This window comes from Acidovorax sp. BLS4, from assembly GCF_032929295.1.
Taxonomy (GTDB): Bacteria; Pseudomonadota; Gammaproteobacteria; order Burkholderiales; family Burkholderiaceae_C; genus Paracidovorax.
Map to the genome: position 1 here is coordinate 4,833,127 of NZ_CP136797.1, position 15,067 is coordinate 4,848,193.

Annotated in this window: 12 protein-coding genes; 8 read left to right on the forward strand and 4 right to left on the reverse strand. The window is 69.8% G+C overall.

The window, feature by feature from the left end; genetic code table 11:
* Positions 1–63: 63 nt before the first annotated feature.
* Complete coding sequence (locus R1Z03_RS22285; RefSeq protein WP_317355279.1) at positions 64–909, forward strand: general secretion pathway protein GspB; 846 nt, start codon at positions 64–66, stop codon at positions 907–909.
* Between the two features lie 160 nt (positions 910–1,069).
* Here R1Z03_RS22285 and R1Z03_RS22290 read toward each other — a convergent pair whose 3' ends face one another.
* Positions 1,070–2,263, reverse strand: coding sequence for an ABC transporter substrate-binding protein (locus R1Z03_RS22290; RefSeq protein WP_317355282.1), 1,194 nt, complete (start codon positions 2,261–2,263; stop codon positions 1,070–1,072).
* Positions 2,264–2,390: 127 nt separating this feature from the next.
* Between R1Z03_RS22290 and R1Z03_RS22295 the strand changes: the two genes are divergently transcribed.
* Positions 2,391–3,176 carry a Crp/Fnr family transcriptional regulator gene (locus R1Z03_RS22295; RefSeq protein ID WP_284431645.1) on the forward strand — a complete coding sequence of 262 codons (786 nt, stop codon included), beginning with the start codon at positions 2,391–2,393 and terminating at the stop codon, positions 3,174–3,176.
* On the opposite strand, the gene R1Z03_RS22300 is transcribed toward R1Z03_RS22295, so the two are convergent.
* Positions 3,163–4,770 (reverse strand): methyl-accepting chemotaxis protein, encoded by a 1,608-nt coding sequence (locus R1Z03_RS22300; protein ID WP_317355286.1) that lies wholly within the window; start codon positions 4,768–4,770, stop codon positions 3,163–3,165. The two genes, R1Z03_RS22295 and R1Z03_RS22300, sit on opposite strands and share 14 nt — an antisense overlap.
* A gap of 319 nt (positions 4,771–5,089) precedes the next feature.
* Here R1Z03_RS22300 and R1Z03_RS22305 point away from each other — a divergent pair, with 319 nt between their 5' ends.
* The 3 genes from R1Z03_RS22305 to R1Z03_RS22315 all read left to right on the forward strand — a co-directional run bounded on the left by R1Z03_RS22305 (position 5,090) and on the right by R1Z03_RS22315 (position 9,125).
* Entirely contained in the window at positions 5,090–5,710 is a 621-nt protein-coding gene (locus R1Z03_RS22305; RefSeq protein ID WP_372588188.1) for a methylamine utilization protein, read from the forward strand.
* On the forward strand, positions 5,707–8,043 hold the full coding sequence (locus R1Z03_RS22310) for an EAL domain-containing protein (RefSeq protein WP_317355289.1): 2,337 nt from the start codon (positions 5,707–5,709) through the stop codon (positions 8,041–8,043). Before R1Z03_RS22305 ends, R1Z03_RS22310 begins: the two co-directional genes overlap by 4 nt.
* Before the next feature lie 314 nt (positions 8,044–8,357).
* Complete coding sequence (locus R1Z03_RS22315; RefSeq protein WP_317360460.1) at positions 8,358–9,125, forward strand: pseudouridine synthase; 768 nt, start codon at positions 8,358–8,360, stop codon at positions 9,123–9,125.
* 143 nt (positions 9,126–9,268) lie between these two features.
* On the opposite strand, the gene R1Z03_RS22320 is transcribed toward R1Z03_RS22315, so the two are convergent.
* The gene (locus tag R1Z03_RS22320; RefSeq protein ID WP_317355292.1) at positions 9,269–10,561 is read right to left on the reverse strand and encodes a polysaccharide lyase family 1 protein; all 1,293 of its coding nucleotides are present in this window, start codon (positions 10,559–10,561) and stop codon (positions 9,269–9,271) included.
* 240 nt (positions 10,562–10,801) lie between these two features.
* Here R1Z03_RS22320 and htpG point away from each other — a divergent pair, with 240 nt between their 5' ends.
* The gene (gene htpG / locus R1Z03_RS22325; RefSeq protein WP_272567069.1) at positions 10,802–12,790 is read left to right on the forward strand and encodes a molecular chaperone HtpG; all 1,989 of its coding nucleotides are present in this window, start codon (positions 10,802–10,804) and stop codon (positions 12,788–12,790) included.
* A 116-nt stretch (positions 12,791–12,906) separates the two neighbouring features.
* Here the strand turns inward: htpG and R1Z03_RS22330 are convergent, their stop codons facing one another.
* Complete coding sequence (locus tag R1Z03_RS22330; protein ID WP_317355296.1) at positions 12,907–13,377, reverse strand: hypothetical protein; 471 nt, start codon at positions 13,375–13,377, stop codon at positions 12,907–12,909.
* Positions 13,378–13,686: 309 nt separating this feature from the next.
* Here R1Z03_RS22330 and xrtH point away from each other — a divergent pair, with 309 nt between their 5' ends.
* Together xrtH and R1Z03_RS22340 are read left to right on the forward strand one after the other, a co-directional pair.
* Positions 13,687–14,244: an exosortase H gene (gene xrtH / locus R1Z03_RS22335; RefSeq protein ID WP_272549279.1), complete on the forward strand. Its 558-nt coding sequence runs from the start codon at positions 13,687–13,689 to the stop codon at positions 14,242–14,244.
* 13 nt (positions 14,245–14,257) lie between these two features.
* Positions 14,258–15,052, forward strand: coding sequence for an exosortase H-associated membrane protein (locus R1Z03_RS22340; RefSeq protein ID WP_317355300.1), 795 nt, complete (start codon positions 14,258–14,260; stop codon positions 15,050–15,052).
* Positions 15,053–15,067: the final 15 nt, after the last annotated feature.

Here is a 15,067-nt window from a genome sequence, read left to right on the forward strand (position 1 = left end):
GCCTTCTCCGCACTTTGATGTCCCCGCCCGGCGGGCACCGCCCCACGCACTTTTTTCCATCCTATGTCCTACATCCTTGACGCCCTGCGGCGCGCCGAAGCCGAACGCGGCCGCGGCGCCGTGCCCGGCCTGCACACGCCGGCCGTGCCGGCGCCGGGCGCCCCGTCTGCGGCCGAACCGGCGCGCACCGGCGCCCTGCCGTGGTTGCCGGTGCTGGCGGCCGGCGTGGCCGTCGCCGGCGCGGCGGCGGGTGCGTCCTGGTGGTTCGCGCACCGCACGGCGGTGCCGTCCGAGCCGGTGCGGCTGGCGGCCGCGCCCGCGTCCAGCCCTGCAGGCCCGGTGGCCGCCCCAGCCGCTGCGGTGACGGCGCCCTTGCCTGCGCCGGCCCCCGCACCCGCCGAAGCACCCGCCCGCACCCGCGTGGCCCCGTTGCCGGCGCCAGCCCCCGCTCCGGCGCTGCGGCCGGAGCGTGTGGCCCCGGTCGCCGTGCCTTCGGCGGCGGTGGCACCTGCACCGGCGGCGCCGGCGGCCCCTGCGCCCGAACGCGCCGCCGAGCGCGCAGCGTCCACCCCCCTGTCGCGCGCTTCGGCCGCGGCAGCGGCCACCGCGCGCCTGCTGCCGCCGGCCCAGGCCCCGGCCGCACCCGCCGTGGCGCCGCCCGCCCAGGCCCCGGCCCAGCCCGTCGTGGCGCAGCGCGATCTGCCGCCGTCCGTGCGCGAGCAATTGCCGGCCATGCAGTTCAGCGGCGCCACCTATTCGGCCAACCCGGCCTACCGCATGGCCATCGTCAATGGGCAGGTGCTGCACGAGGGCGACCAGGCCGCGCCGGGCGTGGTGCTGGAGAAGATCGAGCCGTCCCGCACGGTGTGGGCATTCCGGGGCTACCGCTACGCCGTGCCGTCGCAGTGAAGGCGAAGCCAAGGGCGAAGTCGAGGGCGCAGCGGGTGCGCTGGTACAGGCCAAAACAGGCCCATGCCGGCGGATTGCATGCCTGTATTGCTATATATTTAATAGCAAATGATTCGTCCACCGCGCTCCGATGATCGCGGGCCGGCGACCGCTGAGCGGCTCAGCGGATGAACCGGCCGTCCCGCCCCACGAGGGTCAGCTCGACGAAGCGCGAGGCGCTGCGTTCCGGGCCGGTGGCGTTCACTTCGAAGCCGCCCAGGTCCCAGTTCTTGAGGCTCCAGGTCGCATCCACGAAGGCGGCGCGCGACGGGTTGCGGCCCGCGCGCTGCAGGGCCTGGGCGAACACGCGGGCGTTGATGTAGCCCTCCAGCGCCAGGTGCGAGGGCTCGGCCGTGGCGCCCACGGCTTTCCAGGCGGCCTGGAATTCGCGCACCACCGGCACCACCACGTTGGTGGGCAGCGGCACGACCTGCGAGATGGTGAGCCCGACGGCATCCGGTCCCAGGGCCTTGACGGCGGCCGAGGTGCCCATCACGGACGTGGCATACAGCGCGGTGCCGCGCCGAAGGCTCCGGAAGGCTTTCACGAACTCCAGCGCCGGTTTGCCGGCCAGGCCGATCAGCACCGCCTCGGGGTTGCCGTCGGCCACCTGGCGCGCCGTGGTGCCGGCGTTCGACGCATCGCTTTCGACGGTGCCGGACAGCGGTTCGCCCAGCTTCAGCCGGGCCATGGCGTCGCGGGCGGCGTTGAACACCTCCTTGCCGAAGGCGTTGTTCTGGTAGGCCACGGCGATGCGCCGGATGCCCAGCGTGGAGAAGTGCTGGACCAGCTTGTCGGCCTCTTCGGCGTAGGTGGCGCGCACGTTGAACACGCTGTGCGCGCCCTTCACGCGGCTGAGCATGGCGCCGGTGAACGGGGCGAAGAACGGAATGCCCGAGGGCAGCACCTTGGGCAGCATGGCCTCGACCATGGGCGTGCCCATGCAGTTGAAGAGCGCGAACTGCTCGCGGTCGGCGAGGAATTTGTCCACGTTGGCCAGCGCGCGGGGGATGTCGTAGCCGTCGTCCAGCGTGGTGAGTTCGATCGCCTGGCCCTGCACGCCGCCCTGGGCGTTGATGGCGGCGAAGGCGGCCTTGGCGCCCTGGTGCATGGCCGAGCCCAGGTCGCCCAGCGGCCCGGTGAGCGCGGTGGATTGCGCGATGCGCAGCGCCGTGCCCTGTGCGCGCGCCGGCGCGGCGCCGATCCAGGGCAGGGCCAGCGCGGCCGCACCCGCGAGCAGGCGGCGGCGCGCGGCGGGCGAGGCCGGCGTGGCGGACGGGGCGAAACAGGGGGCCTGTTGGAATAGTTCTGGCATGGTGTCTCCGTGGCCTTTGGGCGGATCATCGGCGCGAGCGGGCCGATTCTTTGTCGTCCCGGCAACAGTCCGCGTCGTGGTATTCCCGCAATCGCCCAGCGGCCTTCCTGCGCCATGCTCGCAGTCCATGAACGATGACCTTTCGCTGCACCAGCGCCGCCGCCTGCCGTCCCAGGTGGAGCTGGACGGCATTCCCTGGCTGGCGCTGCTGTCCGCGCCCGAGCGCGAGCGCGCCGTGGCCGCGCTGCTGGTGGGCGATGCGAAGGTGGGCGACTACGTGTGCCGCGTGGGCCGGCCGGTGACCTACTGGTTCGGCGTGGTGGAGGGGCTGCTCAAGATGAGCACCGACAACGCTCAGGGCCAGACGATGACCTTCACCGGCGTGCCCCCGGGCGGGTGGTTCGGCGAGGGCACGGCGGTCAAGCGCGAGCCCTACCGCTACAACATCCAGGCGCTGCGCAAGAGCGTGGTGGCGGGCCTGCCCATCGACACCTTCCACTGGCTGCTGGACCACTCCATCGGCTTCAACCGGTTCGTGATGAACCAGCTCAACGAGCGGCTGGGCCAGTTCATCGCCGCGCGCGAGATCGACCGGCTGGGCAACCCCGACGTGCGCGTGGCGCGCAGCCTGGCGGCGCTGTTCAATCCGGTGCTCTACCCGGGCGTGCGCGAGGTGCTGCGCATCACGCAGCAGGAGCTGGCGTACCTGGTGGGGCTGTCGCGCCAGCGCGTGAACGAGGCGCTGGCCGAGCTGCAGGCGCAGGGCGCGATCTGCGTGGAATATGGCGGTCTGCGGGTGCTGGACCTGCCCGCGCTGCGCGAGAGCGTGTTCGCCGCGCAGGCCGAGGTGCCCGTGCGGCGCGCCATCCGGGCGCCGGGGTCGCCGGACGCCCAGGCGGTCATGCGCGGCTGACGGGCGCTGCCAATTCGGGGGTGCGCGTCAGGCGGAAGGTGCCCACCATGTCCGTGAGCCGGCCAGCCTGGTCCTTGAGGCTGCCGGCGGCCGCGCTGCTTTCTTCCACCAGCGCGGCGTTCTGCTGCGTCATGGTCTCCAGCGCGCCCACCGACTGGCTCACTTCGGCGATGCGGTCGCTCTGCTCGCGGGCGGATGCGGTGATCTCGGCCATGATCCCCGACACCTGCTGCACCGACTGCACCAGTTCGCCGATGGTGGCGCCCGCGTGGCCCACCAACGTGGTGCCTTCCTGCACCTGATTGGCGCTGGCCAGGATCAGCGCCTTGATCTCGCGCGCGGCGTCGGCCGAGCGCCCCGCCAGCGCGCGCACCTCGCCGGCCACCACCGCGAAGCCGCGGCCCTGCTCGCCCGCGCGCGCGGCTTCGACCGCGGCATTGAGGGCCAGGATGTTGGTCTGGAAGGCGATGCCGTCGATCACGCTGATGATGTCCGCGATCTTGCGCGAGCTGGCGCTGATCACATCCATGGTGCGCACCACCTGCGAGACGACCTCGCCGCCGCGCTCGGCCACCTGCGAGGCGGCGGCGGTCATCTGGTTGGCCTGGCGCGCGGCATCGGCGCTTTGCTGCACGGTGTGCGTCAGGTCCTCCAGCGCCGATGCGGCCTGCTGCAGGTTGCCCGAGGTCTGCTCGGTGCGCTGGCTCAGGTCGAGGTTGCCCGAGGCCACTTCGGAGCTGGCCAGCAGGATCGAATCCGCCGTGGTGCCGATGCCGCCCACCAGCGAGCGCAGCTGCTCCTGCATGGCGGCGATGGCGTCCAGCAGCCGGCCGGTTTCGTCCTGGATGCGCACTTCCACCCGCGAGGTGAGGTCGCCGCGCGCGATGCGTTCGGCCACCACCACCGCCCGTCCGATGGGCTGGGTGATGCTGGCTGTCGTGCGCCAGGCGATCAGCGCGCCCAGCACGATGGCCAGCGCGACCAGCCCGCCGCCGATGGCGCGGGCCCGGTTTTCCATGCGCGACGCGCCGGCCGCGGCCTCGGTGTTGAGGTTGTTCTGCAGCTGCACCAGTTCGGCCAGCTTGTCGCGCCAGGCGGCTTCGGCAGGGGCCACGCGCGTCATGAGCGAGAGCGTGGCGCTCACGGTGTCACCGTCGGAGATGGCCTTGAGCGCCGTGTCCAGCTCGGGGCGGGTCTTGCGGGCCAGGGCCTGGATGTCGGTCTGCAGCTGGCGTTCGGCTGGCGTGGCGCCGGAGTCGAGCAGCGTGGCCAGCTCGGTCTCCTGCGCCGCGTAGCGCTGTAGTGCCTGGCCGACGCGGCGGGTCTGCTCGTCCGCGCTCTTGGGATCGACCTCGCCGAGCATCGCGGCCGAGCGCCCCTGGATGCCGATGGCGCTCACGTTCTCCAGCATGCTGTTGACCAGCCGCATCTTGGCGGCGCTGGCGCCGGTCATCTGCTGCATCTGCTGGTTGACCTCGTTCAGCGAGGCGTGCGCCACGAAGGCCACCGCGATGAGCAGCGCCAGCATGCAGCCGAACCCCAGGAAAAGACGGCGGGAGATGGAGAGGGTCTTGAAGAACGAAGCGGTCTGCATGGTGTTTTCCGTGGCCGATGGCCTTTGAACGAAATGCACAGCAAAAGCAGTGCCAGTGATCGGTGTGCGGCGCCGTCCGGGCAGTGGCCGCATTCGCAATGGGTGTTACATATGAAAGACCCAACAGGGAGTATCTGCCTCTAAAGTGCCGGGTGGATGGCGCACTTGTATGAATTGATTTAATCGCTCATATCTTATTAAATGCATCGTTCCGATGCTATTTTTTTGGTAGCGTAGCGCCGTGCCATTTTTGCGCATTCCACTTTGGCGCCCTTCGATCCGCCGTGGTCTTGTTACATTTTTGGAAGGAACCGGCCCCATGACCCGACTTCGCTCGACCATGCTCCGGAGCATGGTTGCCGTGCTCTGTGCACTGGCGTTGCCGGCGATGGCTGCGGAGGTCCAGGTGACGGTGCAGGATGGCTCCGGCAAACCGCTGCCGGGCGCGGTCGTGTTCCTGGATTCCCCGGAGGCGCACAAGCTGGTGCGTCCCATGGCCCAGCAGGACATGGGGCAGCTCAAGCGCCGCTTCGTGCCCGAGGTGCTGGCCGTGACGGTGGGCACCGAGGTGCGGTTTCCGAACAGGGACAACGTGCGCCACCATGTGTATTCGTTCTCGCCGGCCAAGAAGTTCGAGCTGCAGCTGTATTCCGGCACGCCGGCCAACCCCGTGCTCTTCGACCGGCCGGGCGTCGTGGTGCTCGGCTGCAACATCCACGACCAGATGGTCGCCTGGATCCTCGTGCTGGAGACACCGTATTTCGCGCAGAGTGCCGCGCCGTTCGGCAGCGCGCGCCTGGAGAAGGTGCCCGCGGGCAACTACACGCTGCGCGTGTGGCATTCGGGCCTGCCGGTGGGCGCCGCGGCCTATGCGCAGCCCCTGGCGGTGGCCGAAGGCGCGGCGCCGGTGGTCGTCCGCCTGACGGGGGTGACCCCTTGAACCTGCGCGCGCTGCACCGCAGCCTGATCCTTCGGCTGGTCGGCATTTCCCTGCTGCTGCTGCTGATCGTGCAGGCGGCGGGATTTGCCGTGGTGCAGACCTTCATCGTGCGCAATGCCCGCGCCCAGATCGAGCGCAGCCTGGACGTGGACGAACGCGTCTGGCGCTGGCTGCTGACGCAGAACGCCGTGCGGCTGCAGGAGGCCTCGGTGCTGCTGGCGGCCGACTACGGTTTTCGGTCCGCCGTGAATTCGGGCGACTCGGAGACGATCCAGTCCGTGCTGGAGAACCACGGCGCGCGCATCGGCGCCGCGATGACGGCGCTGCTGGACACCCGCATGCACCTGCAGGCCACCAGCCCCTCGCGCACTCCGGCCGACTACCAGAGCGCGGTGGACCAGGCCGTGCCCGCGCTGGTGGCGCAGCCACAGGGCAGCCAGATCGCCGTGGTGCACGGCATCCCGTACCAGTTCGTGATGGTGCCCATGCGGGCGCCTTTGCTGGTGGGCTGGGTGCTGATGGGTTTTCCGGTCAACGAGACGCTGGTGTCCGAGATGCAGCAACTGCTGTCGGTGGACGTGGCCATCCAGGTGCGCGATGCCACCGGTGCCGTGGCCGTGCCGGTGAGCACCCTGCCGGACCGCGCGCTGGCCGATCTGCGCGACTTCCGCATGGGTGGTGAGCAGGTGCTCGGCGGCGAGACGCTGCTGGTGCGCCCCGTGCGCCTGGACAGCGGCGCCACCAGTGCCCGGGCGCTGCTGCTTCGTTCGCTCAACGACGTGGTGGCGCCCTACCGCCAGCTGCAGGCCCTGCTGGGTGGGATCACCGTGGCTGGCCTGGTGCTCTTCGCGCTGGGCAGCGCCTTCATGGCGCGCCGCGTGACGACACCGCTGCGCTCGCTGGTCTCGGCCACGCACCGCCTGTCCCAGGGCGACTACGACGCCCCCATCGAGCACACGCGCCGCCTCGACGAGATCGGCAACCTCGCCCGCTCGTTCGACCGCATGCGCGTGGACATCGCAGGGCAGCAGGGCGAGATCCTGCGGCTGGCCGATACCGACCGGCTGACCGGCGTGCCCAACCGGGAGCGCTTTCGCCGCGCCATCATGGAGGCCATCGGCCCCGGCAGCGCAGGGCGCCCCGTGGCCGTGATCGCGCTGGACCTGGACCGATTCAAGCACGTGAACGGCGTGCTGGGCTACGCGCTGGGCGACCGGCTGCTGCAGGCCGTGGCCGAACGCATCAGCGGGCAGACGCGGTCGCCGCAGGACGTCATCGCCCGCCTGGGCGGCAACGAGTTCGCCATGCTGCTGCCCGGCGCCGACGAGGCGGCCGCGCGCGACATGGCCCAGCGCATCCTCCGGGCCTTCGAGACGCCCATGGCTTTCGACGACCGCACGGTGGATCTGAGCGCGGGCATCGGCATCGCCTGCTGGCCCGGTCCGGCGCAGGATGCCGACACCCTGCTGAGCCACGCCGAAATCGCCATGTACGCGGCCAAGCTGCGGCTCAGCGGGGCGCTGGTGTACGAGCCGTCGATGGATTCCTCCAGCGCCGTCTCGCTCTCGCTGCTGACCGAACTGCGCCGCGCGGTGGACCGCAACGAGCTGCGCCTGTTCCTGCAGCCCAAGGTGTCGCTGACCGGCCAGCCGGGCCACGCGGCCGAGGCCCTGGTGCGCTGGCAGCACCCTGAGCGCGGCATGGTGCCGCCGATGCAGTTCATCCCCTTTGCGGAGCAGACCGGCTTCGTGCGGCAGCTCACGCTGTGGATGTTCGAGCAGGCGGTGATCTTCCTGGCGCAGCCGCGCGTGCAGGATCTGGCGCTGCGCATCTCGATCAACCTGTCCACGCGCGACCTGCTCGACCCCGAGCTGAGCAACCGCCTGGGCACCCTGCTGGCGCGCCACGGCGTGAGCGCCGCGTCGTTCTGCCTGGAGATCACCGAGAGCGCCATCATGGACGAGCCCCTGCGGGCCGAGGCCATGCTCAACCGCCTGTCCGAGCAGGGCTTCAAGCTGTCCATCGATGACTTCGGCACGGGCTACTCGTCGCTGGCCTACCTCAAGCGGCTGCCGGTGGACGAGCTGAAGATCGACAAGTCCTTCGTCATCGGCATGGCCTCCGACGACGGCGACGAGCAGATCGTGCGCTCCACCATCGATCTGGCGCACAACCTGGGCCTGAGCGTGGTGGCCGAAGGGGTGGAGACCGTGTCCATCCTGGAGCGACTGCGGGCCCTGCATTGCGACGATGCGCAGGGCTACTACATCAGCCGGCCGCTCCCCACGGACGACTTTATCGCCTGGCACGCCGCGGCGGCCGAGCGAAAATAGCGCCCATGTCCGATTCGCCGCCCCGCCGCCGCCTCTCCCTTCCCCCCGCCGCCCCCGCCAAGGTGGCGCCGCCTGCGGCCACCGCACCCTCCGCACGCCGGGCACCGGCCACCGCGCAACCCGCCACCCGGGCGAATGCCGGCCCCGCCGCCCGGCCGTTCAATGGCCCGAATGCCGGCGCCAACAACGCATCGCCGCGCTCCGCTGTCCGTCCTGCCGCGGCCCAAGCCCCGTCCCGGCCCGAGCCTTGGCAGGGCCGGTCGCCGGACCGCGCACCGCAGGCGGCCGCCCGGCGCGGGCCTGCCGCTGCGCCCCTGGCGGGCGAGGGCGGCACCTCGCGCCTGAACAAGCGCATGGCCGAGCTGGGCCTGTGCTCGCGCCGCGAGGCCGACGACTGGATCGCGCAGGGTTGGGTCAAGGTCAACGGCGAAGTCGCGCCGATGGGGCTGCAGGTGCTGCCCACCGACCGCATCGAGGTCGAGCGCGTGGCGCAGGGCTTTCAGGAGCAGAAGGTCACCATCCTGATGCACAAGCCCATGGGCTACGTGAGCGGCCAGGCCGAGGACGGGCACACGCCCGCCGTCGCCCTCATCAACCCGCGCACGCACTGGCGCGAGGACCCGAGCCGCATGCGCTTTTCGCCGCCGCAGCTGCGGGGCCTGGCACCCTGCGGGCGGCTGGACATCGATTCCGTCGGCCTGCTCGTGCTCACGCAGGACGGCCGCGTGGCGCGCCAGCTCATCGGCGAGGACTCCGACGTCGAGAAGGAATACCTCGTGCGCGTGCAGTACGGCGAGGTGGCGCTGAACGTGCAGGACGCCTTTCCCGCCGACCAGCTGGCCCGCCTGTGCCATGGCCTGGCCCTGGATGGCCAGCCGCTCAGGCCCGCCCGCGTGGACTGGCAGAACCCCGAGCAACTGCGCTTCGTGCTCAAGGAAGGCAAGAAGCGCCAGATCCGCCGCATGTGCGAACTGGTGGGCCTGAAGGTGGTGGGCTTGAAGCGCATCCGCATCGGCCGCATCACCCTGGGCAACCTGCCCGTCGGGCAGTGGCGCTACCTGGGGGCGCACGAGAAGTTCTGACGCCGGGTGCGCGTGGGGCATGCCGCGGGCACCCATGGCAGGATTCTTGGGTGCTTTTGCCTCCATGCCCTAGTGAATCATGCCTTGATTGCTATTAAATTAATAGCAACTTCCTTGGGCAGGTTCCATCGGGGCACGGGCGCTCAGGGCAGGGCGCCCCCGGCGGTGCCGATCACGCCGACGCCCGCCTGACGCCGCACCGAGCGGGCCGTCTCGGCGGCGGATTCCGGCGCGATCAGCCAGGCCCGCCACGCACCGAAAGCCTGGATCGCCGGCGCATCCAGCGCTGGCGCGTCGGCGGTGCCGCTGGCCGTCTGGTCGTTGGGCACGCAGTCCCGGCCGATGGCCTGGCGGCACAGGCCATCGGGCGGGTCGGCCTGCCCGGCGAACGGGGCGAAGGCCGGGCCCGGGCCGGGCGCGTGCGGGTAGCGGTACACGGGCCGGGTCACATGGTCGAAATGGTTGCCCTCCATCAACAGGCGGGCCGTGGCCGTCAGGGGCATGGCCGCGCCTTCGCCGCTGAGGTTCTCGAAATAGTTGTTGACCAGGTGCGCGGCCACGGTGGCGTTCCGCATGCCGCCCGCATGCGGCCCGCGGCCCGAGGTGTCGTGCACGTAGTTGCGGGCCACGGTGATCGTGTCCTGCGCGCCCAGGAACAGCCACAGCCAGTAGTGGTGGCCGTCGCAGGTGGCCGACTGGCCGGTGCGCCCATCGAATTCGTTGCCGGACAGGGTGACGTGCGAGGCGCTGCCGAAGCCCGTCACCACCATCTGGCGGCCGATGCGCGCGAACAGGTTGTGGTCCACCCACACGCCGTCGGCGCCGTCGATGGTCAGCGCATCGCCGCCCCAGACGACGCCCGGGTTGATGTCGGTGATGCGGATGTTCTGGACGATGACGTTGTGGCTGCCGTCGCCGATGCGCAGGCCCCGGCCCTGGATGCCGGCGTTGCGCCCGACGCCGACGAGGGTCTTGTTGGAGCCCACGGGCAGGGGGCGGCGCCCGGCGTTGTCGTAGGTCACCGGGGCGGCCGGGCGGCCGTCGCAGAAGTGGGCGACGTTCAGGCCCCACTGGCCGCCCTGGCCCGGCGGGGCGTCCCGGCAGGCGAAGGCCAGGCACCCGGCCTCGGTGGTGGTGGCGGAGCCGTTGGCCTGCAGCGACCCCCGGAAGTCGAACAGGCGGTCCAGCACGATCACGCGCGGTGCGTCGTCGGTGCACCGCGGGCCCTCGGCGCGCTGGCACAGCGCGCGCTCCAGGCCCTCCAGCGAGGTGGGGTGAACCACCTCGGCCTGGCCGCCGCCGGTGACCCCGGCGGCGAAGCCATCGGGACGGCCCGTGGCCTGCTGCGCCCACAGCGGCGGCGCGGGGCCCAGCAGCAGGGCCAGGCACGCCGCCATCGGCAGGTGCCTGTGAAGCAGGCTTTGGAGTGGGCGCATGGATCGGGTTCCGTTGTCGGGTTGCGGCCCGGGGGCTGGGGGCTGGGGGCTGGGGGCTGGGGGCTGGGGGCTGGATGGCGGCTTGGAACGGGGCGCGCGCCCGGAGTTCAATGGCCGCCGGTGCCCCGGGGCGGGTCCTCGGCCGGGGGCGGACCCGCCAGCCTTGATAATGCGGCGCCTGCCCCGAACTGCCGGGGCATCCCTCTTTTTGTGAATGACCCCGACCTCCCAATCCACACCATGAGCAAACAGACCCATTCCTTCCAGGCCGAAGTGGCGCAACTGCTGCACCTGGTCACGCATTCGCTGTACTCCAACCAGGAAATCTTCCTGCGCGAGCTGATCTCCAATGCGTCCGACGCCTGCGACAAGCTGCGCTTCGAAGCCCTGAACAACAACGCCCTGTACGAAGACGCGCCCCACCTCGAAGTGCGCGTGGCCTTCGACAAGGACGCCAAGACGCTCACCATCACCGACAACGGCATCGGCATGAGCCAGCAGGAGGCCATCGACCACCTGGGCACCATCGCCAAGAGCGGCACCAAGGACTTCATGGGCAAGCTCTCGGGCGACCAGAAGGCCACCGCGTCCGAACAGGGCCAGTTGATCGGGCAGTTCGGCGTGGGCTTTTATTCCGGCTTCATCGTGGCCGACAAGATCACCGTGGAATCGCGCCGGGCCGGCCTGCCCGCCGAGCAGGGCGTGCGCTGGATCAGCGGCGGCACGGGCGACTTCGAGGTCGAGACCATCACCCGCCCCGAGCGCGGCACCAGCATCATCCTGCACCTGCGCGACGACGCCGAAGAGTTCCTGAACGCCTGGAAGATCAAGTCCATCATCGGCAAGTATTCCGACCACATCAGCCTGCCCATCCTGATGGAAAAGGAAGAGTGGAAAGAGGGCGAGCTGATCAACCCCGGTGACGAAAACGGCGGCCGCCAGCCCGGCGGCATGGTCAAGACCGGCGAGTGGGAAACCGTCAACAAGGCCAGCGCCCTGTGGACCCGCCCCAAGAAGGACATCACCGAAGAGCAGTACCAGGACTTCTACAAGGCCATCAGCCACGACCACGAGAACCCGCTCACCTGGAGCCACAACCGCGTGGAGGGCAACACCGAGTACACGCAGCTGCTGTACGTGCCCGCCAAGGCACCGTTCGACCTGTGGAACCGCGACAAGAAGGCCGGCGTGAAGCTGTACGTCAAGCGCGTGTTCATCATGGACGATGCCGAGGCGCTGATGCCCACCTACCTGCGCTTCGTGAAGGGCGTGATCGACTCCAGCGACCTGCCGCTCAACGTGAGCCGCGAGCTGCTGCAGGAAAGCCGCGACGTGCGCGCCATCCGCGAAGGCTCCACCAAGCGCGTGCTCGGCATGCTGGAAGACCTGGCCAAGCACGACAAGCACACCGCCGGTGAAGAAGGCGCCGACGGCGTGACCGATGTGGTGAGCGACGAGGACAAGGCCAAGGAAGGCAAGTACACGGCGTTCTATGCCGAATTCGGCGCCGTGCTCAAGGAAGGCCTGGGCGAGGACTTCGGCAACCGCGAGCGCCTGGCCAAGCTGCTGCGCTTCGCCTCCACGCAAAGCGATGCGGTCACCGTCTCGTTCGCCGACTACAAGGCGCGCATGAAGGAAGGCCAGGACGCCATCTACTACATCACCGCCGACACGCTGGCCGCCGCCAAGAACAGCCCGCAGCTCGAAGTCTTCAAGAAAAAGGGCATCGAGGTGCTCCTGATGACCGACCGCGTGGACGAGTGGGCGCTGAACTACCTGCAGGACTTCGACGGCACGCCGCTGCAGTCCGTGGCCAAGGGCGCGGTCGATCTGGGCAAGCTGCAGGACGAGGCCGAGAAGAAGGCCGCCGAGGAAGCCGCCGAGGCCTTCAAGCCGCTGCTGGCCAAGCTCAAGGAAGCCCTCAAGGACAAGGCCGACGACGTGCGCGCCACCACCCGCCTGGTCGATTCGCCCGCCTGCCTGGTCGTGCAGGACGACGGCATGAGCACCCAGCTGGCGCGCATGCTCAAGCAGGCCGGCCAGCAGGCGCCCGAGTCCAAGCCCGTGCTGGAGGTGAACCCCGATCACGCCCTGGTCAAGAAGCTGGACGGCAGCGTGCACTTCCACGACCTGGCGCACATCCTGTTCGACCAGGCGCTGCTGGCCGAAGGCGGCCTGCCCGAGGACCCCGCCGCCTATGTGAAGCGCGTGAATGCATTGCTGGCCTGATCGGCCTCCAGCGCATGATTCACTAGGGCGTATTGCTATTAAATAAGTAGCAATCAAAAAGCCCGGTCTTCTTGGGAGGCCGGGCTTTTTTTATTGGGCTGCGATGGTGGCCAGGGTTAATTCGGAGGTTCGCGGTCCGGCAGGTCCAGCAAGCCCGTGCACCGCGCGCAGTGCAGGTAGCGGCCGGACGCCTGCTCCTTGCCCGCGACGACCGGCGTGAGCAGGGCGGTGCCGGCATCGTTGGCGATGCCCAGCGTGGCAACGCGGCCATCCTTGAACCGGATGCGGGCCTCCGTGTAGCAGTCACCGGTGAGGAAATGGTCGTGCAGATAGGCACGGCGGTCGATGGGCCTCGAATGGGCCAGGAACCGGCGGACATCCTGTTCTGCCAGCGGCCGGGTGCCAACGCAGGGGGCGGACTCTCCCGCTGCGTTTTGCGCCGCGGGCCGCGTGATCTCGACCGATGCCACGGCTGCAACCGGATAGGACTTGCGCGCAGGGGCGGGCGACTTCGATTCCTGCGCATGGGATGGAAAGAGATGGGCGGCGATGCACAACGCCGCGATGGCATGCCGTTTCACCACCATATGGCGGTACTCATATTCATGATTTGGGAAAGAGGCTGGCACTGCCCTCCCGGCTGCACCATGCGCCGCATCATAGTGATGACTCAACCTGGATTAATTCCAGGTTGGTAACTGAAGGTTGCGGGCTCTGCGATGGGCTGATGCGTCCCATCGCGTTGCTTCAGCCCCTGCGGCTGGTCTATGAGCAGGCAAGGTGGAGCGCCTTTCCGGAAGTAGACGCCCATCCGCAGGCTTTTCCCATGGCGGGTGTAGGCATGCTGCCTGGATAATGTGCGGCGGTCCCTTTTCTACTCTGCGGAGCCTTCCGGCATGTTGCGCTTTTTCCTCCTCTTCCTGACCCTGCAGTTGACGATGTTCGGCATCAACATGCTGGGCTGGGTGCAGCAGCACCTGGTGCTGCCGTGGACGGCGCTGCTGGCGCGCATCTGCGCCGGATTGGTCACCTGGTTCGACAGCTCGGCCGCCGCCTCGGGCAAGGTGCTGTGGAACCAGGCCACGGGCTTCGGCGTCTCCATCGAGGCGGGTTGCAACGGCATCGAGGCGTGCATCGTGCTGTTCGCCGCCGTTATGGCGTTCCCGTCCACCTGGCGGCACAAGCTGGTCGGCCTGGTCGCCGGTTTCGTGGCCGTGCAGGCCATGAACATCGTGCGGGTGGTCAGCCTGTTCTACCTGGGGCAGTGGAACACCGCCATCTTCAACTTCGCCCACGAATACCTCTGGCAGGCGCTCATCATGGTGGACGTGCTCATCGTCTGGCTGCTGTGGGTGCGGGCCGGCAGCCGGGGCGGCGCGGGCGCCCCGCCGAACGAGCCGCCGGCGGCACCGCCCTCGGCACCGTCCGCCTCCCCTGCGGCCGTGCCGGCGTGATCCGCGGCACCGCATGCGCCGCGCCGCCAGCCTGAAAATCTTCGTCCTCGGCCTGTTCGCCGGGGTGGTGCTGCTCACCCTGCTGTGGATCCGGGTCTCGCCCTGGACCTCGTACCCCGTGGGCATGGTGGCCGGCGCGGTCCTGGAGCACGCCGCTCCCGGCTGGGTGCGCGAGACGCGGCTGCGGCCCGGGGCGTTCGAGGTCGATACCTCGGTGGCGGTCGCCACGCCGCAGACCGGCAACCGCCTGGTCGAGATCACCGTCGAATCCGACCCCGGCCGCTATGCCTACGGCCTGCCCATCTTCCTCGCCCTGCTGCTGTCTGCGCGCGGCCCGGGGCGCACCTGGCGCGCGCTGGTCGGCTTCGCGCTGCTCGTGCCGCTGCAGGCCTTCAGCCTGGTGATGCACCTGCTCATGCAGGTGGTGCTGACGGCTCAGCTCGACGTGCGCGTGCTCAAGGTCGCCCAGTGGCAACTGGAGGCGCTGGTGTACGGCTACCAGTTGGGCGTGCTGGTGCTGCCCACGCTCGCGCCCATGGTGCTGTGGCTGTGGCTGGACCGGCAGTTCGTCAACGAGGTGGTGATCGAGGCCTGGCGCCGCTCCCTGCCGGCCGCGCGCGCCGCCGCGCCCGTTCCGGCTGCGGCTGCGGCTGCGGCTGCGGTGGCATCGCCCGAGCCTGCCGCGGACGCGGTGGCCGAGCCTGCGGACGCCATCCCTGAGCCGGTCCCCCACGTGCCGCCCGGGCTGGGCGGCAAGGTCTCGGCCAGCGCTGCAGCCACCCTGCCTGTGCGCAAAAAACCACGCTGAAGCGCGCGGCGGTCG